Annotated in this window: 15 protein-coding genes and 2 tRNA genes; 16 read left to right on the top strand and 1 reads right to left on the bottom strand. The window is 43.4% G+C overall.

Annotated features, from left to right (window positions below; all coding sequences use genetic code 11):
• Window position 1 precedes the first annotated feature (1 nt).
• The 16 genes from carB to PV403_RS13520 all read left to right on the top strand — a co-directional run bounded on the left by carB (window position 2) and on the right by PV403_RS13520 (window position 16,881).
• A complete protein-coding gene (gene carB / locus PV403_RS13595) occupies window positions 2-3,220 on the top strand; it encodes a carbamoyl-phosphate synthase large subunit (protein WP_332085026.1) in 3,219 nt (1,072 codons plus the stop codon).
• 122 nt (window positions 3,221-3,342) lie between these two features.
• Complete coding sequence (pyrF, locus tag PV403_RS13590) at window positions 3,343-4,077, top strand: orotidine-5'-phosphate decarboxylase (RefSeq protein WP_332085025.1); 735 nt, start codon at window positions 3,343-3,345, stop codon at window positions 4,075-4,077.
• Window positions 4,074-4,712: an orotate phosphoribosyltransferase gene (gene pyrE, locus PV403_RS13585; protein WP_332085024.1), complete on the top strand. Its 639-nt coding sequence runs from the start codon at window positions 4,074-4,076 to the stop codon at window positions 4,710-4,712. Before pyrF ends, pyrE begins: the two co-directional genes overlap by 4 nt.
• A 487-nt stretch (window positions 4,713-5,199) precedes the next feature.
• Window positions 5,200-5,931: an ABC transporter ATP-binding protein gene (locus PV403_RS13580; RefSeq protein ID WP_249716858.1), complete on the top strand. Its 732-nt coding sequence runs from the start codon at window positions 5,200-5,202 to the stop codon at window positions 5,929-5,931.
• Window positions 5,894-7,000, top strand: coding sequence for an efflux RND transporter periplasmic adaptor subunit (locus PV403_RS13575; RefSeq protein ID WP_332085022.1), 1,107 nt, complete (start codon window positions 5,894-5,896; stop codon window positions 6,998-7,000). The genes PV403_RS13580 and PV403_RS13575 overlap by 38 nt, the downstream gene beginning before the upstream one ends.
• Window positions 7,000-9,915 (top strand): ABC transporter permease, encoded by a 2,916-nt coding sequence (locus tag PV403_RS13570; RefSeq protein WP_332085021.1) that lies wholly within the window; start codon window positions 7,000-7,002, stop codon window positions 9,913-9,915. The genes PV403_RS13575 and PV403_RS13570 overlap by 1 nt, the downstream gene beginning before the upstream one ends.
• A 1-nt stretch (window position 9,916) precedes the next feature.
• Entirely contained in the window at window positions 9,917-10,771 is an 855-nt protein-coding gene (locus PV403_RS13565) for an ABC transporter ATP-binding protein (protein WP_332085020.1), read from the top strand.
• Window positions 10,772-10,793: 22 nt separating this feature from the next.
• Window positions 10,794-12,263, top strand: coding sequence for an extracellular solute-binding protein (locus PV403_RS13560; protein WP_213529975.1), 1,470 nt, complete (start codon window positions 10,794-10,796; stop codon window positions 12,261-12,263).
• A 26-nt stretch (window positions 12,264-12,289) separates the two neighbouring features.
• Window positions 12,290-12,427 (top strand): hypothetical protein, encoded by a 138-nt coding sequence (locus PV403_RS13555; RefSeq protein ID WP_213529973.1) that lies wholly within the window; start codon window positions 12,290-12,292, stop codon window positions 12,425-12,427.
• A 179-nt stretch (window positions 12,428-12,606) separates the two neighbouring features.
• Complete coding sequence (locus tag PV403_RS13550) at window positions 12,607-12,771, top strand: hypothetical protein (RefSeq protein WP_191798927.1); 165 nt, start codon at window positions 12,607-12,609, stop codon at window positions 12,769-12,771.
• A 68-nt stretch (window positions 12,772-12,839) separates the two neighbouring features.
• A tRNA-Met gene (locus tag PV403_RS13545) sits at window positions 12,840-12,913 on the top strand.
• 59 nt (window positions 12,914-12,972) lie between these two features.
• Window positions 12,973-13,046 (top strand) — tRNA-Ile (locus PV403_RS13540).
• A 160-nt stretch (window positions 13,047-13,206) separates the two neighbouring features.
• A complete protein-coding gene (locus PV403_RS13535) occupies window positions 13,207-13,944 on the top strand; it encodes a restriction endonuclease (RefSeq protein ID WP_213529969.1) in 738 nt (245 codons plus the stop codon).
• Window positions 13,941-14,597 (top strand): type IV pilus modification PilV family protein, encoded by a 657-nt coding sequence (locus tag PV403_RS13530; RefSeq protein ID WP_213529967.1) that lies wholly within the window; start codon window positions 13,941-13,943, stop codon window positions 14,595-14,597. Before PV403_RS13535 ends, PV403_RS13530 begins: the two co-directional genes overlap by 4 nt.
• Window positions 14,578-15,138, top strand: coding sequence for a type II secretion system protein (locus PV403_RS13525; RefSeq protein WP_213529965.1), 561 nt, complete (start codon window positions 14,578-14,580; stop codon window positions 15,136-15,138). Before PV403_RS13530 ends, PV403_RS13525 begins: the two co-directional genes overlap by 20 nt.
• Before the next feature lie 12 nt (window positions 15,139-15,150).
• Window positions 15,151-16,881 (top strand): hypothetical protein, encoded by a 1,731-nt coding sequence (locus tag PV403_RS13520; protein WP_332085019.1) that lies wholly within the window; start codon window positions 15,151-15,153, stop codon window positions 16,879-16,881.
• Between the two features lie 81 nt (window positions 16,882-16,962).
• Here the strand turns inward: PV403_RS13520 and PV403_RS13515 are convergent, their stop codons facing one another.
• Window positions 16,963-21,546, bottom strand: coding sequence for a DUF5057 domain-containing protein (locus tag PV403_RS13515; RefSeq protein WP_332085018.1), 4,584 nt, complete (start codon window positions 21,544-21,546; stop codon window positions 16,963-16,965).
• Window positions 21,547-21,603 lie beyond the last annotated feature (57 nt).

Here is a 21,603-nt window from a genome sequence, read left to right as displayed (position 1 = left end):
CATGCCGAAAAATACAGACCTCAAAAAAATCCTTGTTATTGGCTCCGGTCCGATCGTAATCGGTCAGGCAGCAGAGTTTGATTATGCAGGAACGCAAGCATGTCAAGCGCTTAAAGAAGAAGGCGTGGAAGTTGTTCTCATTAACAGTAACCCTGCAACGATCATGACAGACACCAATATGGCAGATAAAGTATATATCGAGCCGATTACGCTTGATTTCGTAACGCAAATCATTCGTCAAGAGCGTCCCGATGGACTTCTACCAACGCTTGGCGGTCAAACGGGTCTTAACATGGCGGTTGAATTGGCGCGCGCTGGAGTGCTGGAGAGCGAAAATGTAAAACTTCTGGGTACACAGCTGACTTCTATTGAAAAAGCAGAAGACCGTGACTTATTCCGTGAACTGATGCGTGAACTAGAACAACCAGTACCTGAAAGTGTCATCGTAACGACGCTTAATGAAGCTCTCGATTTTGCAAATGAGATTGGTTACCCAATTATTGTTCGTCCTGCATATACGCTCGGTGGAACAGGCGGCGGAATCTGTGCAACAGAAGAAGAACTTCGTGAGATCGTTGCTTCTGGACTTCGCTACAGCCCAATCGGACAATGTTTGGTCGAGAAAAGTATCGCGGGTATGAAAGAAGTAGAATATGAAGTTATGCGTGATGCGAATGACAACTGTATCGTTGTATGTAATATGGAGAACTTTGACCCAGTTGGTGTACATACGGGAGACAGCATCGTTGTGGCACCGAGCCAAACACTCTCGGATCGTGAGTATCAGATGCTGCGTACGGCATCACTCAAAATCATCCGCGCGCTCAATATCGAAGGCGGTTGTAACGTTCAGTTTGCCCTGGATCCACAAAGCTTTCAGTACTATGTTATTGAAGTAAATCCACGTGTAAGCCGCTCTTCCGCTCTGGCATCTAAAGCTACGGGTTATCCAATTGCGAAGATGGCAGCTAAAATTGCAATGGGCTACACACTGGATGAAATTATTAACCCGGTAACGGGTCAAACGTATGCATTCTTCGAGCCGACGCTGGATTATATCGTAAGCAAGATTCCACGCTGGCCATTTGATAAATTTGTATCTGCGAACCGTAAACTGGGAACACAGATGAAAGCAACGGGCGAAGTAATGGCCATTGGCCGTACTTTTGAAGAATCGATTCACAAAGCAGTTCGTTCGCTTGAAATCGGAGCACACCGTATTCATTTGAAAGATGCAGGTCAGCTTGAAGACGAAGTTCTGAGAACACGTCTTATCAAGCCGGACGATGAGCGTATGTTCCTTGTAGCGGAAGCATTCCGCCGCGGTTACTCTTTACAAGAGATTCAGGATCTTACCAAGATTGACTGGTGGTTCCTTGACAAAATCGAAGGAATTATCAAATTTGAAGATCAAATTCGTTCCGAAAAAGAGCTAAGCAAAGAAATGCTCTATCAAGCAAAACGAATGGGCTTCACAGATCGTTCCATTGCCGAGATTCGCGCCGAAGGACAGCCGGGCGAGGCATTCACTACAGAGAAGGAAGTTCGCGAGATGCGTGAAAGAATGCAGCTGCGCCCTGTATACAAAATGGTAGATACATGTGCTGCTGAATTTGAAGCTTCTACACCGTACTACTACTCTAGTTACGAAACAGAGAATGAAGTCATCCCATCTGCAAAAGAGAAAATCGTGGTACTTGGTTCCGGTCCAATCCGAATTGGTCAAGGAATTGAGTTCGACTACTCTACCGTACATGCCGTATGGGCGATTCAGAATGCTGGATATGAAGCGGTTATTATTAACAATAACCCTGAGACAGTATCCACGGACTTCAATACATCTGATCGTCTCTACTTTGAGCCTTTGTTCTTCGAAGATGTAATGAATGTAATTGAACAAGAAAAACCAATCGGTGTTATTGTACAGTTCGGCGGCCAAACCGCAATTAATCTGGCTGCACCGCTAGCAGCGGCAGGAGTCAAAATCCTGGGTACAGATCTTGCCAGCATTGATGAAGCAGAAGATCGTAAGAAATTCGAAGCGCTTCTATCTAGACTTGATATTGCACAGCCACTCGGTAAAACAGTTACAACAGTAGATGATGCTGTAGTCACTGCACAAAGTATTGGCTACCCTGTACTGGTTCGTCCTTCTTATGTCCTTGGGGGACGTGCAATGGAAATCGTCTACTCTGACAGTGAACTGCTGAGCTATATGGAACAAGCAGTAAAAATCAATCCTGATCACCCAGTATTGATTGACCGCTATATGCTTGGTAAAGAGGTCGAAGTTGATGCAATCTGTGATGGAGAAACGGTTCTCATTCCAGGGATTATGGAGCATGTAGAACGCGCAGGGGTTCACTCCGGTGACTCAATAGCGGTATACCCTCCGCAGCATCTGGAACCGCATTTGAAAGAAAAAGTGGTCAACATCACGATCAATATTGCAAAAGAACTGAAAACCATTGGACTTGTAAATATCCAGTTCGTCATCTACAAAGATGATGTGTACGTGATTGAAGTAAATCCTAGATCTTCTAGAACAGTACCGTTCCTAAGTAAAGTAACAGGCATTCCAATGGCTAACCTAGCAACACAAGCCATCCTTGGTAAAAAGCTAGCGGATCAAGGTTATGTAGACGGTCTGTGGCCGGAAAGCGAGCATGTATCGGTAAAAGTGCCGGTATTCTCTTTTGCGAAACTCCGCCGAGTGGAACCTACGCTTGGACCTGAGATGAAATCAACGGGTGAAGTAATGGGCCGTGATGTTCAGTATGCAAAAGCACTTTATAAAGGTTTGATCGGTGCAGGAATGAAGATTCCTTCTACCGGTGCAATTATTGCAACGGTAGCTGACAAGGATAAAGACGAAGCAGTTTCACTGCTGGGCGGATTCTTTAAGCTGGGTTACAAAATTATCGCTACAGGCGGTACGGCTGCAGCCCTTGAGGAAGCAGGTATCCCTGTTCAAACTGTGAATAAGCTTAGCGAAGGTACGCCGAACATTCTTGACATGATCCGTACGGGCGAAGCAAACTTTGTCTTTAATACACTGACTAAGGGTAAAACGCCGCAACGTGATGGATTCCGGATCCGCCGTGAAGCGGTAGAGAACGGTGTTGTATGTATGACTTCCTTGGATACTGTTCGTGCACTCCTGCAAATGCTGGAGACGATTAACTTCTCCTCGGAATCCATGCCGACTTTTAGCCGCTAATTACGCATAGACTCAAGTGAACTTTACAGTAGGACATCGGTCAGCCCATAACTTGCTTGGGCTGGACTTGATGTCCTTTATCACGGATAAGGAAGAAATAACGTTAGCGAAGGAGTAGGCTCATGACACCTGAATATAAACAAATGGCTGGACGCTTGATGGTTGCTCTGGATTATCCAAACGCAGATGCAGCAAGAGAGCTGGTAGAGAAACTGAAGGGTATTCCCTGCTATATGAAAGTAGGGATGCAGCTGTTTTACACAGCAGGACCTGAATTTGTTAGAGAACTCAAAGAAAAAGGATATTCTGTATTTCTAGACGTGAAAATGCATGATATTCCTAACACCGTTCGCGGAGGTTCCCACAGTGTAACCAGGCTTGGTGTAGATATGTTTAACGTGCATGCTGGAGGCGGAGCTGCTATGATGCGTGCCGCACTAGAAGGTGCTAAGCAGGCAGCAGAAGAGGAAAATATAGCGCTGCCTACTATTATCGCTGTGACTCAGCTGACGAGCACAGATCAGCAAACGATGAATAATGAGATCGGTATTCCTGGACAAGTTCAGGATACTGTTGTAAGGTATGCACAGCTTGCTAAGGAAGCAGGACTGCATGGTGTAGTGGCATCTCCTCTCGAAGCAGGAAGTATTCACGAAGCGTGCGGGGCAGATTTTATTACGGTAACCCCGGGAATTAGACCGCGCGGCAGTGCAGCAGGTGATCAGTCCCGAGTAACTACACCGCAAGAAGCTATCGCTGGCGGAACACAGTTTATTGTGGTCGGAAGACCCATTACAGCAGCAACTGATCCAAGAGCAGCAGCAGAACAAATTATTGAGGAGATGATGAACGCATGACAACGACAACAATCGCAGAAAAAATAGCATCCGCTCTACTAAGTATTAAGGCTGTGGCTTTACGCCCAAATGATCCATTTACTTGGACTTCCGGTATTAAGTCTCCCATCTATTGCGACAATCGTCTGACCATGTCTTATCCAGAAATCCGTGATCTCATTGCTGAATCCTTCGCCACTATTATCCGTGAGCAGTATCCGGAAACAGAAGTAATTGCGGGTACAGCAACAGCAGGTATTCCTCATGCAGCTTTTGTTGCTCAGAAGCTGGGTCTTCCTATGATCTATATTCGCGATAAAGCGAAAGGACATGGCAAAGAGAATCAAATCGAAGGACTTGTAAAAGAAGGTCAAAAAGTGATTGTTATTGAGGATCTCATCTCAACAGGTGGAAGTTCCATCAAAGCTGCGCAAGCAGTTCAGCAATCCGGCGCTGAGGTTCTGGCTGTACTTGCCATCTTCAGCTACCAGTTAGACCGTGCAGTGAATGGCTTTGAGGAAGCAGGAATTGCGCTTCAAACCTTGTCCAACTATTCTGCTCTCATTGATGTAGCTCTTCGTGAAGGAGCCATTGCAGAAGGAGATATCGCTCTTCTCCATTCTTGGAGAGAGAACCCTGCAGCGTTTGGTGTATAGGTAAATCCATTTCATCCTATCTCTAGTTTACTTTAATCAAGGGTATATGGATCGGAAGGGTTTCGTTCATCAAATGAAGATATGAAATTGAATAAAATATAATATAGTATGAGAAAAGAGAGTGGTTCCTCTTAAAAGGGGAGACACTCTCTTTTTGTTGTGAAGATAACTTCACTAAAGTAGTAATCTGACTTTTTATCAGCAATAGCTTCAAATTCACAGTGTTTTATAAACCTGAATATAAAAATATCTTTAAAAGGTTGTAACTTCTTCCTCATTTATGTCGTTTATAATGCGAGATAGAAATATTTGTAAGTAAAGTATATTAATTTCCTTATTGAAGCAGGGGGGAGTTACGATTCGAATACCCTTTCGAAAAGCCAAAGAAGAACGTAAATCAACAGTGGATGTGGCAGAGAGGATAGCTCTAGAGGAGCAGGTTGATATAGAAGATGAGTCCGGAGCAGAACAAGAAATAGAACAAGAGATATTACAAGAAGTAGAACATGAGGCATTACAAGAAGCAGAACAAGAAGTAATCCCTAAAGGTCCTGTGCTGCAGGTACAGGAAGTACATCGTAGTTTTGAAACAGGCGGAAGAGCGATTCATGTACTGAAAGGAATTAATATGGAAGTGCAGCCGCAGCAGCTTGTTATGCTGAAAGGTCGCTCAGGTTCAGGAAAGACAACCCTTCTTAATATGCTTGGAGGACTGGACCAACCGACAAGCGGAGAGATCTATTTTGACGGAAGAGCTTTTCATGAAGCAGGAGATGCTGCTCGCACCCGGATGAGAAGGCAGGAGATTGGTTTTATCTTTCAGGCGTATGCCCTCATGCCCCTGTTGTCTGCTTGGGAGAATGTAGAGCTGTCACTTCGTATGGCAGGTGTTCCTAAGGGGGAATGGAACCAGCGTGTCGCTTACTGTCTAGAAATGGTAGGTCTTACAAAACGAGCGAAACACAGGCCATTTGAATTATCAGGCGGGGAACAGCAGCGTGTTGCCATTGCCAAAGCAATTGCTCACCGACCTAAACTGCTGTTAGCTGATGAACCAACTGCTGAGCTGGATTCCAAAATGGGAGCCCAGATTATGGCCGTATTCCAGAAAATTATTGCCACAGAAGAAGTTAGTATTTGTATGACGACACATGATCCTACGATTTTGGAGGTTGCAGACCATGTTTACGAGATGGTGGACGGCAAATTTATTACATAAAAAGCACCTGCCTAGAGCGGGTAAACGATGGACCCAGTATGTTTTGATCGGAACCCTAAGCCTGTCGTTGACCGGTTGCTCTTTACTTCCAGCTGAGCCGGAAGAGGAAGTTCTGCCGCCGATTACACCGCCGACGATTTCCAAGAAACCCGAATATGAAGTGAGAACCGAAACCATTGAGACGAAAGTGTCCGGTTCTGGCAAGCTGATGAGTCAGCGAGAGGAAAAAGCGTATTTTACACTCGATGGCATGCATGTGAAGGAACTCTATGTGAAGCCCGGGGATAAGGTAAAGGCAGGACAGCAAATTGCGGTGCTCGATGTAGAAGAACTGAATAAACAAATTCGTCAAAAGAAATTGCAGATTCGCAAATCCGAAGTGCAAATGAAAGAGACCCTTCGTAAAAAAGAGGAAATGGATCCTGTGGAGTACGAAGAAGCGGTCATTACTTTTGAAGAGCAAAGACAGGAACTTTCAGACCTGGAGGAACAAGTCGGTAAGTCTACACTTGGGGCACCTTTTAGCGGTACGGTACTTAGCGTTGAAGTTGAAAAGGGAGCAGCGGTAAAGGCTTACGATCCAATTGCTACTATTGCGGATACAGCTAATCTGGTCGTTGCAGCCACCTTTGCGAAGCAGGACCTCGAAGTGATTGCTGCAGGTATGAAGGCTGAGGTGGATATTAATGGAGCTGGTGTGCATCAGGGTACGATTAAAGTGCTGCCGGTGAACCTGGGCTCAGATTCGAATGGAGGAAATAATGGAGGTGGGGGTACACCGCCTGTACAAGAGTCGCTAGATACATACGTTATTGTTGAGATGGATAAATGGCCAAAGGGACTAAACAGAGGTACGCCGCTCACGGTGAGTGTTGTAACGAAGCGCAAAGAGGATGCCGTACTGATTCCAATCTCAGCTCTTCGCTCTATTGGTTCAAGAACGTATGTCCAAGTGGTAGAAGCAGATGGGAGTAAACGAGAAGTGGATGTAGAAGCAGGGCAGCAGACATCCACCGATGTGGAGATTCTCAAAGGGCTTACACCAGGGCAGAAGGTGGTTGGAAGGTAATGAAAGGTATCCCCTTGTTACGATTATTGTCTCGCAAAATGTGGAATACACGCTGGCTGACGTTAAGTACCTTGATTGGTCTTATTGTGGCCGTTGGCTTCACGGTGAGTATTCCGATGTATGCTGATGGCGCACTAAAGCGTGTTGTTGCGGAGTCCCTTGAGGATGAGAGCAGCGGTATGCCGGCCGGTTCATTGCTTATGAGTTATCAAGCTCCCGGCGGGACCAAAACGGATCTAAGGGCGCTTGAGGATGTAGATCGATTCATTCAGCAGGATATTCCTGCAAAGATCGGATTTGATTACAATACGTATGTTAATATCAGATCTATTCGAAGTACAGAAGTCAGCCCAGAAGATCCGGAAAAAGTAGATGCAAGCCGAATTCGAACCATGACACTCGGGTCAATGAATGATCTCAAAAATCATGTCACGATGAATCAAGGTGTGCTTCCCGGAAATCAGGCTCAGGGTGATCTTATTGAAGCCGTCATGCTGGAAGAAGGGATGTACCGAAATGATCTGCATGTAGGAGACATTATGGAATATCCCGTATACAGCGGTCTAGATCTTACCCTTCGAGTCAAGATTGTGGGTGCATTTACCCCGGATGATACAGCTGATCCATACTGGGTTCAAGGTTTTGAAGGAATGATGAATGGATTTTATGTAGACCCTGGCTTATTTGATACGTATCTTCTTGCAGATCAGAATGTGCCTATACAAACATCAAAATGGTACTACGTTTTTGATCTGAGTCAGATTAAAACAAGTCAACTTCCTTCCTTAAGCAGTACACTCGAGCGTCTTGATATTGAACTTTATCAGAAGCTAAAGGACACAAAAGTGGATATTTCTTTTGGAGATTTACTTGCTAATTTTCGAAAACAAAGCTTACAGCTCCAAACGATGCTTTTTACACTAGCGGTGCCGATGATTGCAATGGTGTTTTATTTTATCGTGATGAATGCTAGACAGTCTCTGCAAAAGCAGGAAAGTGATATCGCCGTTCTTCGCAGCCGCGGGGCATCCGCCAGACAGATCGTCATTTTATATTTACTGGAGGGCATTGTCCTAGGAGCAATTGCGATGGTTGCGGGTCCTTTTCTCGGCTGGTTTATGGCGAAAAGCATCGGCTCAGCAAGTGGGTTTTTGTCCTTTGTTGATCGTAAATCGATCCCAATCGGAATCACACAAGATGCTATTCTTCTAGGTGTCATTGCCGTACTTGCTTCGATTATTGCTTCTGTTATTCCCGCGATGGGATATGCAAGGTCGACAATTGTTGATGCTAAACGCAGGCAAGCAAGAAGTGATAGAAAACCTTTCTGGCAGCGTTGGTATATGGATATTTTATTGCTGGGTCTTGCAGGTTACGGTTACTACCTGTTCTATGAAAGGCAGATGCTGACGTTTCAAACCGGGATGACCACAGATCAGCTCCAAGTACAACCATTTTTATTCTTTGTCCCAGCACTATTCATTTTTGCAGCAGGATTATTCTTCTTACGTATCTTTCCTTGGATTCTCAGGTTCTTCAGCTGGATCGGACGTAAAATCTTTCCGGTACCTATCTACCTTACGCTAACACAGCTTTCTCGCTCCTCTTCTTCTTATTACCCGCTTATGATCTTGCTCGTACTTACTTTGGGTCTTGGTGTATATAATGCATCTGCTGCGAGGACGATTGACCTGAATTCAACTGAACGTACTCTGTATCGGTATGGAACGGATGTAGTGATGCAGACGGTATGGGAAGGAACCGCAGAGATGTTACCGAGCACCGGCGGAAATGCAGGTAATGGGGGAGGCTCTGGATCACCAGGTACTGGAGGAGGAAACACAGGTGCTGGTGGCGGGGGAAACCCTGGTGGTGGAGCTGGAGGCGGAGGTTCGGGTTCGCCTGCTCCAAGTAAAATAATATATTCAGAACCTCCTTTTGAAGTTTTTCGCCAGCTGCCTGGTGTAGAACATGCTGCGAGAGTGCTGCAGACCAAGGGAAATGTAGTCATATCAGGTAAATCGGCAGGGCAAGGCATGGTAGTGGGCATTGATAACGTTGATTTTGCAGAGGTTGCCTGGTTCCGTAATGATTTGTTCCCCGCGCATCCGAATAAATATCTAGATCTGCTGGGTCATTATGAGGGAGCAGTCATCATTCCGTCCGGGTTTGCTGAGAAATATCAGCTGGAAAGTGGAGATGTACTATCGATTGCCTTGCAGGAACAGATGATGGATTTTGTTGTTTTTGGCATACTGCCCTACTGGCCGGCTCAGTATCCGGATGAGACGCCCTTTTTTATAACCAATCTGGATTATATTTACGATCAAGTTCCTATGATTCCATACGAAGTGTGGCTCAAAATGGAACCTGACGCGCTGGTTGCACCGCTCATTGAGAGACTTGGCAAGGATGGTATCGAGCTCTCATCCGTAAAAGATGTACGGACTGAACTCGTCGCTGAAGGTAAACATCCTTCAAGAGGAGGGGTGTTTGGAATTCTCAGTCTCGGATTCTTGGTATCCATCTTGATTTCACTTATTGGATATGTGCTGTATTGGTTCTTTAACTTATCTGGCCGTGTTGTTCAGTTCGGGGTGCTCCGCGCCATGGGTCTGCCTCGAGCACAGCTCAGCGGGATGTTGTTACTGGAACAGATTTTTACCGCAGGATTATCGATTGTACTCGGAATTGGGATCGGTGAACTCGCAAGTCGGTTATTTTTACCTTTCCTCCAGACTACAGATAATGTGAAACAGCAAGTACCTCCATTTCGAATTGTTTTTGAACAAAGTGACACGCTTCAGTTGTACGCAGTGACGCTTGTAATGCTGCTAATTGGTGCAGGAATGCTGCTGTGGCAAATCCGGAGACTGAAGGTGCATCAAGCCGTCAAAATGGGAGAGGAGCGGTAAGATGATCCACTGTGAAGGTCTGGTCAAAATTTATAAATCAAGTGAAGTGGAAGTGGTTGCCCTGCAAGGACTCAACCTCACGGTTGAGGACGGAGAAATGATGGCGATCATTGGGAACAGTGGAAGTGGGAAATCTACGCTTTTAAATATTTTAGGCGGGCTAGATCGCCCTTCTGCAGGAACTGCTGTCGTTGGTGATTGGGACCTGCTCAAGATGACAGAACCTCAGCTCGTCGAATATAAACGTCATACCGTCGGATTTATATGGCAGAATAACGGTCGCAACTTACTTCCATACATGACAGCGCTCGAGAATGTGGAGACACCGATGATGCTTGGCGGTAAATATGATCGCGCTTATGCCAAACAGCTGCTGGAGTGGGTAGGTCTTAAAGATCGCATGCATTCAAGGCTTTATCAACTATCTGGCGGGGAACAGCAGAGGGTCGCGATCGCGATCTCCTTATCTAATAAGCCAAAGCTGCTGCTTGCGGATGAACCTACCGGCTCGGTAGACAGCGAGACGAGTGATCGTATTATGGATATTTTTCGCAAAATGAACCGGGAACTAGGGATTAGTATTGTCATTGTTACACATGATCTAGAGCTCGCGAACAAAGTGGACCGGATTGTTGCTATACGGGATGGACTGACGAGTACCGAATTTGTGAAACGAAATGATAGTCTCGATACGGAACGCGTTCCAGGCAGTAAAGAAGTGCATGAAGCGTTTGTTATCATTGATCGCGCTGGAAGATTACAGGTACCAAGAGAATACTTAGAGGCACTATCCATTGATGAGCGGGCTACACTTGAATTTGATGGGGAGCGCATCGTCATTACGCAGCCGAAGTAACCATAGAGAGGGAGATTTTCTAATGAAAAAGAGGTCTTTGTTAGCTCGTCCTGTTGTGACATTACTTACTTGTATGACACTGGTGGCGCCGGCAATTGCGGGCTGTACAGCAGCCGAACCATCTCAGCAACAAGAGCGGGTATTGCGAGTGGGGACGCTATATGGAAGTAATGATGATTCTTACTTCCGTCAGCAGTATACGGACGTGTTTGAAGTGCTAAACGATAATATAACGATTGAGATTGTACCTGCCATTGATCAGAACCAGTATCAGTACTATGATTACACCCAAAAGGAACAACCTGAACAGCCGGATCAACTTGAATCCGTGAAAAAACTGCTGACCGGGGATAATCCAGTGGACGTTATTATAGGCGATGTAAGTACAATGAGATCTTTGGTCCAGGAAAATATGCTCAAGCAGTTAGATCCTCTCATTGCTGAAGATAAATTTGATACAAGTGATATTGTACCGACAGTACTGGATGGAATTAAAGACATAGGTGATAACAGTCTCTATGCGTTAACTCCAACATTCTCTTCTTCTGCTTTATTTTATAACAAGGCAATCTTTCAAAAAGCAGGCGTAGAACCGCCGGTTGATGGATCCACGTGGGATGACATTTTTGACAAAGCGCGCCGTGTTACGAGTGGAGAAGGGAAAGACCAAATTTATGGCATATCCTTAAATCAATGGGGAAGTGATGCGTTCTATGATGCGCAGACCTATGCAGCCCCTCTTCAATTGCGTACTTATGACGAAAAGGCAGAGAAGATGACGGTGGATAATGATTCGTGGGAAAAAGTATGGTCTACTATTTCTAAGCTAGCTCGTGACAAAGTTCTGGCGGGGCAAGATGCGATGAACAATAACTCAGGGGCACCTGAGGTATTTAATCCATTCCAAGGCAACTTGTTTATGGAAGGCCGTGCCGCGATGGTTATCGCTGATTATGGTTATGTAACCCGTCTGATCAATGACAATAAGTATGCAGAGAAGAACGAAAAATTTAATCCTGTTGAATGGGATGTCGTGACTCCGCCCGTGCATCAAGAGAAACCTGGTGTAGGCGGCAATGTCTATCTCAGCAATTTAATGGCTATTAACAGCAGCGCCCAGAATTCAGATGATGCATGGGAATTTATTAAATTTCTAAACGGTGAAGAATGGGCAAAGATAAGAGCCAGAAGCAGTTACGAACTTGTGTCTCGGAAGAGTTATATTAAGCCTAAAGAAGGCTTGGATTATAATATCGGCGCATTCTATGCACTAAAACCAATTCCACCGGTTAATATGAATCAGTATCAGCTGTATCAAAAAATGCCGAATCTGTGGCAAGTTGATCAAGTAGGACAGAAATATTTTAAACAAGTACTGGATAACAAAAAGACACCAAAAGAAGCACTGGCCGAATGGCAAAAAGAAGGGGACGAAATGTTGCTTAAACTTCAAAAAGATCCAAAAGCATCTTTTGAAGATAAATTGCAATAGGGAGCATCTAGGAGAGATTACTTATCATGCTTATCATGAAATGGGTTCGGAAATTGCTGGTTTGGCTATTGTGGGTTGTACTGATCGTGTTATTTCTTTTTTATCTCGTTTCCTTGATTGCGATCGTGTTGATGGCCATTGCAGATTTTAAGGGACCGTCATAGACGGGCAAGAAATGTATTATTACTAATAGGTGTTTGAATATTTGAACTATAGCTCTGAGTAACAGCGATTTGGCTGCTGCTCAGAGTTTTTTTTATGGAGAGGGGTTATTTCATATGAAAGAAGGGTATCCTGCTAAAGCAGCTTTAAAATAGAGTAGAGTTAAAGGAAGATGACTCGGTTGAACTGGATCTATTATGCTAGACTATATGTCTCAAAGTTCCAGGCAGGGTGCCTGGCTAAGCGGATGGAGCAAGACGGATGGATTTACGGTCATGATGATCCTAAGCAGGTTGAAGTATATCAATCTCGTAAAGGAAAATATGGCGTTCGATTTATTCCGTAAAAAGGCCTTGACATTTCTATTGCACATCGTGTATATTATTAGAGGTCGCTGTTTTGATTAACTAATGACGCGGGGTGGAGCAGCTCGGTAGCTCGTCGGGCTCATAACCCGAAGGTCGCAGGTTCAAATCCTGCCCCCGCAATTGAAGTACCTACAGCGCTTCATTAACAACAATTACTAGATGTGTAATTGAAATGATCAGGGCCCTTAGCTCAGTTGGTTAGAGCGGTCGGCTCATAACCGATTGGTCGGGGGTTCGAGTCCCTCAGGGCCCATTATGAAGAAGAAATCCTCTTGCAGAAATGCAAGAGGATTTCTTCTTTTTTTATTTTTATACGATGCAAATGATTCTATTGAAATATGTCTTTAGTAGCAGGAATTTAGACCTATATATCGAATATATATCTAGATTCAAGAAAGACGGAGGATTTTAAAATGGCTAGACGCAAAAGTAAAGTAAAAAAGAGGGAAGAATTTATTCAGTCAACCTTTCTGTTTGTGATTTTAGTAACCGGTTTTGGTACGTTTGCGATGACAAAATCAGTTTATTTATCTATCGTGGTAAGCCTGATATCTCTAGGTATTCTTATTGCTGTTTTAATTAATATTAAGTATCAGAGAATCAGACGACTCAAACATTCAGGAATAGAGGATATTGATCAGATGAATGGGATTCAGTTCGAGAAATATCTAAGTCATCTGTTTGCTGCTCAGGGCTATAAGACTCAGGTTACGAAAGCTGCCGGGGATTATGGGGCTGACCTGATTTTAGAGAAAGTGGGAAGCAAGATTGTTGTCCAAGCTAAGCGTTACAGTAATAATGTAGGGATTAAAGCGGTACAGGAAGCTCAAGCTGCTATTGCTCATTACGGGGCTGCAGAGGCATGGGTAGTAACGAGTAGTGATTATACGGAGGCTGCACGTAACCTCGCTAATTCGAATCGAGTCAAATTAATTAACCGAGATATGTTAATAGAGATGATCCTGGTAATGAAGAACAAGGGAGAACCGATCCCTGAGCCAAGTGAAGTAATTATTGATGTTCCAGCAAAGGAATTTACGTGCCCGTGGTGTGGTAATCATCTAGTACTGCGAAACAGTTCTAGAGGCCCTTTTTATGGCTGCGGCAGTTTTCCGAAATGTCGATACATAAAGAAACATGAAGCAATATGAAAAATTTACTACATAATTTTCTTGTAAGTCGAAAGCAGATTGCTAAAGATCGTGAGGGATATTCGTCCTTGAAAGCACAAATTCAGAAAGAGCAGGGATTCACATTGGTGGAAGTGCTTGCAGCCACTATTATTTTATCTATTGTTTCTCTAGTCGTTGTCTCCTATTTTATGAATGCACATTCCTATGCTAAGTCGAATCAGAATAAGACAGTCATGGTGAATTTAGCGCGTAATGCATTGGTTTATTTGGAAAAGCAGGATTTTACGAAGATGGAGGAATACTTTAAAGCAGATAAAGAGGGATCGCCGATCATAAAAGGGAGTTCCTGCACCCAGGTAACGGAGTGTAAGTATAATTCTTTATTCATGAATGCTCACACTCTACCAGAGGTACTGAATCCGAAGGTGAATAATGTGCAGTATGAGCTTGTTATTTCTTATCAGTCGAAGCTTCATCAGCAATTAAAGGATGGTACTAGACTTAAAAGTTTGGAGCTCGGCGGTGGTATGGATTCTGCGCAAGACGGTGAATCATTAGCGGGTTATTTACTGCCAGTGAAAGTTACCGTTACTGGGCCTGGTGGTCCAAGGGGACATAGAAACGAAGCCGTAGTGGAGGGTTATATTACAGATGAAAAAATCAGAAGATAACCTGCATCAAGATGCGGGTTTTACCCTTGTAGAATTAATCGCGTCTATTACCATTTTCACGATTCTTGTTGGACTGATCTCGGTTATTACTTTCTCTGGATTCCGTGAGTATAACCGCATAACTATCGAGAATGCGCTGCGGGATGAGGGTGATCTCATCATGTCGTCCATTATGACGGAACTGTATACCTTTGCTCCAGAATCTATCGAAAATAGTAAGGAAGGTATCGTTCTTAGCAGAGGACAAGCAGGTAATTCGGAACACCGAGAAATTGCCATCCGAGAAGGAACTCTAGTGATAGAAGAATTTACATCTACAATAGCTTTAGCTGAAGAGGAAGAATACATATCTAGCACAGCTGCTACTTCGATACAAGCCGCACTTGATCAGTCCATTATTGTGGCAAAAACGGCAGATGAAAGGCTTTGTCAGAACGATGCTTACTGTGAGACTGGGCTTATCTATATCAAACTTGTACTGCAAAGACGGGAGAATGATCGTGATTATTCGCTTGAATTAGAGAGTAAATTTGGATTTTAGGAGAACAAGCACATGTTTAATTTTAATAAAATAGCTCGGATCTTTTCAGTGCGAGTAAAGAAAATGGTAGTAAAAGCTTCTTCTGCTGAACACGGTTCTGCGCTTGTGCTCGTTATGTTTATTGCCCTCTTGCTTACCATCCTTGGGGCTGCTGTATTAAGTGCCGCAGTCGGAGGTGCTCAGCGGGCAGAGACTCGGGAGAATGATGTACAAAGCTTGCATCTTGCCGAAAAAACACTGGAAGAAGTCATCGCGGGTATGACCTCAAACCTGCAATCTATTGTCACTAAAAGTATAAATGGTACTCAAAAAGAATTAGAACACGAGGTGGACCTCTATCTATCTGGTTTAGAGAAAGGATCTTATAAAGACCTTATAACCAGTACAGAGCTGACAAATGCAACGGGTAAGCTGCTTCAACTGGATTATAAAAAAATAAGTTATCAACAACAGGCAGCGACCTATAATGTGACGTTAACCGTTGAAGCAGAGGTAAATGGAGTTCAGCGTGAACTCACGCAAGAAGTCATTTTTGATACCTATCCTGACTTTCTGAAATACACATTAGGTTCAGAAAGCGATTTAACTATTAATGGTTCTCCTTATATTCAGGGGAATATTTATGCAGGGAATAAATTGAGGATCGGGGATAAGGCGGAATACTATTATCAGTCTGAGAATGTACATACGCTATTCTCGTCTCCTCTTCAGCTGGATGGAGAAGCGCATATTCAATCACTTAGACAAGTCTTATACACTTTGAACGACTCTACGAAAAGCGCCGAAGAATGGCTTGGGAAAGAATCGGGTAGTGAATTCATTATCCCCGAGAAGCAGTTGCGCGTTCGAAATCATCGCAAGTTCGTACAGCTGAATGTAAGGGAGTCTTTTGTAGATAAAGTTATAGAGTCTTTAAAAGACTCAGCAATTGACAGAACACTTATTCGAAAACACATCAACAATCGTACGTTAGGCGAGTTTCTACAAAACTATCCTATGTCTTATGATGCGCCAGATCAAATCCCAACAAAACCCGGTGTTCCTGAACAATCAGATAAACCAGAAGATCAGCATGCCTGGGCTTATTACAAAAGCCAAATTGAGCGTTTTACAAAACCGGAGAAGTCTTTTATCTACCGCGGCGATCTAACCTATGATGGTGTAGAGCTAGCAGGAATTGAATACGAGTCTAAAAGTGATAATTGGTTTGTTGTAGACGGGGATTTAACAATTAATAACTATAAGGACACGCCTATAATGTTTAAGGCCAATATGCTAGTTACGGGAAAATTGCAGATTAGAGGTAATGTTCAGCTTGATTCTACTATATACGTTTTAGGTCCATCAGGAGGAGAGGGATATGCTACTCTTGTGGAAGATGCTGCGATCAGCGGTTCTGGGGTAGTGATGTCAGAAGGCGCAGTACTTATTAACCGGCTGGATGCTTTTAAAAGTACAACAGAAGTAATACAGGCTTTTTTCTATACCGATTCAACAGCAGAGCTCTATGGGGTAGGTTCGATCCTTTCTTTAAGCGGCGGCTTCTTTGCCAAAGGAGATCTTACGGTCAATGCAGTGCGTGGAGAGACGTTTGCTGGAAATGGGGTCATTCAAATTACGCCAGGGACCGATTTGGTTCGATTCTCGGCTAGATATAATGAGGAGGTGTACAGGCAGCAGCAGGAGGGCCTTCCAAGGGTTAATCAGATGAGTGTCCAAGTGGGGGCAATCAAATTGAATTAATACATTTGTAATTAAGTGAAAAAAACAACCCGTGCAGGGTGTGAATGTGGTTCTCTCCCTGCACGGGTTATTTGTTTTGGGCTAGTATCGATCTTTGCTGCTTTTTGCGTTAACTTTTACGGTGCCATTAGCTGTAACTGTACTCTGTCCGGCTTGGGGACTGTTGTAAGTAACCGTAATCGTTGCGAAGCCTTTTTTTATTCCAGTGACAATACCCATATTATTTATCGAAACAACAGAAGGAGCACTGCTGGACCAAGTGAGTCTGTCTTTTAGCAGGTAGGGATCAAAATCAACTGGGAAAGGTGTAAGTTTATTCAGTAACAAATTTTCAGAACCCCCAATATCAAGTGTCGTATCTGATAAATGCAAACCTTCGAGTCTTGGATTAATACTCACCCATTTAACAGTAGTTAATGGAGGAGATCCTTCGTCATCACTTAGTGAGAGTTTTACTTCAACCTTATCCTTTGATTTAACTCCCCTAAGTACCGCACTTCTTCCATCCTCTGAAGGGGTTAGCGTAGCGTATATTTTGCCATCCCCCGTTAAGGACCATATAAAATGCTTTACATCCGGGTTATAGGGAATGGTACCAGCATGGAGGGTTATTGGATCTCCAACCATGACTTGGCTTGGTCCATCTATGAAAATCTCCTTGATCGGCTCGCTAATTGTGATCGTGTGTTCGCTTGATAGAGAACCGTTTGGAGCCCGATCTGTCAAAGCAGTGACCACGACGGTGACAGTTCCCTTCTTAATCGCCAAGATATCGATTTTACTTGGATCATTTAGATTAGGATGCAAGGCAACCTGATCGGAATTATTCTGTCCATCAGCGCTTTTTACCTCCCACCGATACCCGGTTACATTTTCGCTAGCTGTGATATAGATAGCTTCGAGGGAGAGTGTTTCTTGTGTTTTTGCTGTAGTAGGTCCCAAAATGGTTAAACTTCGGTTGATAACCTTGATCGTCACGAATGAAGTAACCCCGCTTCCGTCTATAGCAGAAACTTCTAGTTTGGCGATTCCGCCTTTCAGACCACGAACGACTCCCTCATCAGATACGGTAGCTATATCAGGGCTGAGACTTCTCCATTGCAACATTTTATTATCTGCATCATCTGGAAGTACAGTTGGCGTGATCTTATGCTCCGTATCGACTAGAATCGTTGTACCTTCGGCCTCAATTTTCTCTACTTTGACCACGGCTTTGAATAACAAGGTCGGGAACAAAGAAGTGACCCGTGTAGTGGGCGCGGATGGCTCTGATGGCTCTGGTAGATCTGGTGGAACTGATGGATCTGATGGATCGGGTAGTTCTGGTGTTTCTGGTTCGGTTGGCGGCAGACCAATGTCGCCTTGAAACGGGCTAGACTGGATCGAGAAACCTCCGCCGGGTGCCATATTTCGGACGATTACGGTACCGATGACATCACCTTTTAGATCATAATTGGCTTTTGGGGCCAGAATTGAACCGTATATTTTAATTCCCGTTGTAGTAACCGAAGAAGCGTTATAAAAATTATACAGTACGTGATTCGAATCCACATTCTTAAGTGTAAGTCCGCCGCTCATGGTTGCTGATGCACCGTCCACATTCACGATCACAGTAGAGCCAGCAGGAGCAGAAATACAAGTGGAACTGGATGCAGCTAGCATTTTCTCTGTTACATGAAAAATATTTACGGCTTCATTTTTCCCATCCAATATGAGTTGACAACCATCTTTATCTTCATTCGTGATCACAGGCTCAGCTGTAGCTGGAAGTTGTGAAAGTTCTTCTGATAAAGAGAGAAGGCTTCGATTGAGATTATCCGCGTATAAATTAGGTTCGCGGGCAATTTTTGAAAGATGGTACTTAGGTGTAGTCAGCTTAGTACCATAGGCTGCTTTCCCATGAAATTTTCCATCGCCCAACTTTAATTCCTTTCCGGCAACAATCGAATAGGTGGTGGAAGGTGCATCCGTTCCCGCCCCCAACTTTTCACCTACATTAAAGCTGTATAAGGTGATGCTTCCGCCTGCAATAACCCTTCCATGAAAAGTAAATCCAGAGTTTTGAACATCATTTAATGCATACAAGGAAAGATCAGACGGAAGTCCAAGTGGAGATAATGGACCCATGTCTGGGAATAGCTCCGATATCTCTCTGTTTTTTTGTTGCCCATTTTCCTCTTCTAACTGTACTGCAGCACGAAGATCATCATATTCCAGCTGGGACTGATCCAGTAAATATACCCCTTTACTTAGAGGCCTGACTGTTATGGTATAAGTTACGGGTTCCTGATTCTTTGGAACATACATCTTAACTCCGTTCTGATCTTCGAGTTGATAGAACACACTGCCAAGCGGTAAACGAAGCTCGTAACCGGAAGAAATGTCCCCAACCGTTATTGTACCTTCGGGTGTATTATCGATGTCCAGCTGAGCAGGGAACTTTTCTGAATACTCCAGATTGGATAAAACTAACTTCTTTATGCCTTGTAAGCCTTCATCCACTTCACTGTATGGAATGGATTTGGGTGTAATTTGATAGGTAATGCTCACGGGTTCATTTTTCTTAAGTTCATTGTTAATGACATGATCAGAAAGATGGCGGGACGTTTCGAGCATAGTTGATTTCTTCTCAAAGTTTAATACAAGGGATTGAACAGCTTTTGCTCCTTGTTTATCCACGGCTGTAATTTCGATCTCAAGTGTACCTCCCTCGGGGAGCGGGTTCTTGAACGTCTGTGTAATTGTCTGTCCGGTGGTAACGGGTTTATTGTTAACCGACATATTAGGTAAGGCAACGCCATCGGCTTTAAAGTGGATACTGGTCAAAATATTTCGATCTTTAAAGTCCCAGTCGTCCACCGTATAACTAACTGTAAAATCCTTTTGATACGATGGTCTGCTGCTATTATTTTCTGGTGATAAAATTGTGATTTCAGGAGCATGGTTTGCCCCTGCGAAAGCACGGTACATGGTATTTACAAACAATTTTTGTTCCCAGACTGGAAACTGAGCAGAGAGGTTACTCTGGAAAATATGTCCTGTACCTGAGTAGGTGATATTTCCTTTGGAATAGGTATAGTAATGATTCCAACTGTCACTTGTATCTCGGCTGCCTCCTGAAATATTGTACCAAGGCACAACAGAGTCATCTTCAAGATCAAGTGTAAAATACTGATTATGCGTAGTAGCTACGCGGTATAATGACTCACCTATATTATTTGTCTTATCCAGTTGGAATGGATAATCTGTTAGCAGCCCGCTGTTTACCCCAGCAACGGTAATGGATTTTTCTGGACCTCTAAGACCTAAATTTGTCTCCGGCTCTATTTGTCCCGTCATCTTCTGAAATTTGCTTACCCACTCCGCTGTACTTGCATAGATCGTGTCGTGTGTAAACATAATGCTTTGTTTCGTCTTTTCACCAAATTCTACGACGCCATCCGCTGCCAAAGAACTGATTTTTGCTTTTGTATTATAGATGTCGGCAAATCCAAAGATCAGCATGTCATATATTCCGTTTAATCCATACCCTTGTTTGGAATTGTAATTTGCTTTTATATACTCGTTGAACTCGGGCATTGTTTTCGTTTGGATATCCAGTTCATAATCTTCATTTTTCAAAAAGCTTTGATTCATATTTTCTGTATATAACAGACTGCTCGTCCGGACGGATTCTTTGGTAGGAAGGACCTGTAGAATGGATACCTGGGTCTTTTTACCACGAAACCGGATGGTACCTGTATCATAATCTTTGAGCTGATTGGGATTCAGCTGGTCTATAATTTCGAGTTTCCAGTAGAGCAAACCAGAATAAGTCTTAGGAAGTTTGTAAGTGATTTTCCCGGTTGAACCTGTTTTTAATGTGGTGGTTGCTACGATCTGTTCTTTGCTTAGTTTTGAAGACTTATCAACCGTTACATATAGATTTGCAGTTATGGGCCGCTTTGCAAAATCTTGCCGATTTGACACTTCAAACTCAAAACTCAGTTCATCACCAATGTTATAAATGTGACCCGGGTTCACTGCGTAATCAATAATGGAGTCTTTATTCGTGATATGTAGCCGAGGTCTCTGTTTAAGTTTTGATAAATAAGGTGAACTGCCATCATTAAGTGCTGTTAGTAACTGTACGGAGGAGGTATTATCTACAAATATAACATTAGGCTGAGCGGACGTAGATCGATATGTATTAAAAGAGTTATACAGATTCCCTGGTTTTCCGCCTTGTTGCTCATCAAAGGGCTGCGTATGTATAAAAACATATAATCCTCTATTAATATAGTTATCTATTATTTCCTTTGCCTTCAATTTGGTTATATCGTTCATCACCGTTTTTGTATTATGGTCATTCCCTTGCACAGGTTTGGTGCTATACACCCCGGAGCCAATATAAATCGCATCGTATAAACCATCAAGTTCATTTCGTAAAGATACGAATTTTTTCATGCTCATTGTTTCCACAATGATCCCTATTTTTTCTTTTTGAAGAGAAGATAGGTCAGTTGTACCAGAATCCGTTATTTCGAGCAGTCGGATTTTGTAGGCGGATGAATTCGCTTCTGCTGTAGTAAAAAAGTCCTTGATTTGCATGGTAAAAAAACAAGCGATAAATAATATTATTATAAATAGTCCGAGTATTTTATTCTTCTGAATATATTCCTTCATAATCATAAACTCCCCTTCTTCATTGGAAAAAGACTGATGCATCATAGGAATAATCCA

It is taken from the genome of Paenibacillus sp. GYB006, from assembly GCF_036577645.1.
Lineage (GTDB): Bacteria > Bacillota > Bacilli > Paenibacillales > Paenibacillaceae > Paenibacillus.
The sequence above is the reverse complement of the archived record's forward strand: the minus strand, read 5'-3'. Positions and strand labels throughout refer to the sequence as shown.

Bases quoted from the DNA above. Each gene is read 5' to 3' on its own strand.
- pyrE (WP_332085024.1), top strand. From the start codon at position 4,074: ATGACAACGACAACAATCGCAGAAAAAATAGCATCCGCTCTACTAAGT.
- PV403_RS13515 (WP_332085018.1), bottom strand. From the start codon at position 21,546: ATGAAGGAATATATTCAGAAGAATAAAATACTCGGACTATTTATAATA.
- PV403_RS13535 (WP_213529969.1), top strand. From the start codon at position 13,207: ATGGCTAGACGCAAAAGTAAAGTAAAAAAGAGGGAAGAATTTATTCAG.
- PV403_RS13520 (WP_332085019.1), top strand. From the start codon at position 15,151: ATGTTTAATTTTAATAAAATAGCTCGGATCTTTTCAGTGCGAGTAAAG.
- PV403_RS13570 (WP_332085021.1), top strand. From the start codon at position 7,000: ATGAAAGGTATCCCCTTGTTACGATTATTGTCTCGCAAAATGTGGAAT.
- PV403_RS13575 (WP_332085022.1), top strand. From the start codon at position 5,894: ATGTTTACGAGATGGTGGACGGCAAATTTATTACATAAAAAGCACCTG.
- PV403_RS13560 (WP_213529975.1), top strand. From the start codon at position 10,794: ATGAAAAAGAGGTCTTTGTTAGCTCGTCCTGTTGTGACATTACTTACT.
- PV403_RS13555 (WP_213529973.1), top strand. From the start codon at position 12,290: ATGCTTATCATGAAATGGGTTCGGAAATTGCTGGTTTGGCTATTGTGG.
- carB (WP_332085026.1), top strand. From the start codon at position 2: ATGCCGAAAAATACAGACCTCAAAAAAATCCTTGTTATTGGCTCCGGT.
- pyrF (WP_332085025.1), top strand. From the start codon at position 3,343: ATGACACCTGAATATAAACAAATGGCTGGACGCTTGATGGTTGCTCTG.
- PV403_RS13530 (WP_213529967.1), top strand. From the start codon at position 13,941: ATGAAAAATTTACTACATAATTTTCTTGTAAGTCGAAAGCAGATTGCT.
- PV403_RS13565 (WP_332085020.1), top strand. From the start codon at position 9,917: ATGATCCACTGTGAAGGTCTGGTCAAAATTTATAAATCAAGTGAAGTG.
- PV403_RS13525 (WP_213529965.1), top strand. From the start codon at position 14,578: ATGAAAAAATCAGAAGATAACCTGCATCAAGATGCGGGTTTTACCCTT.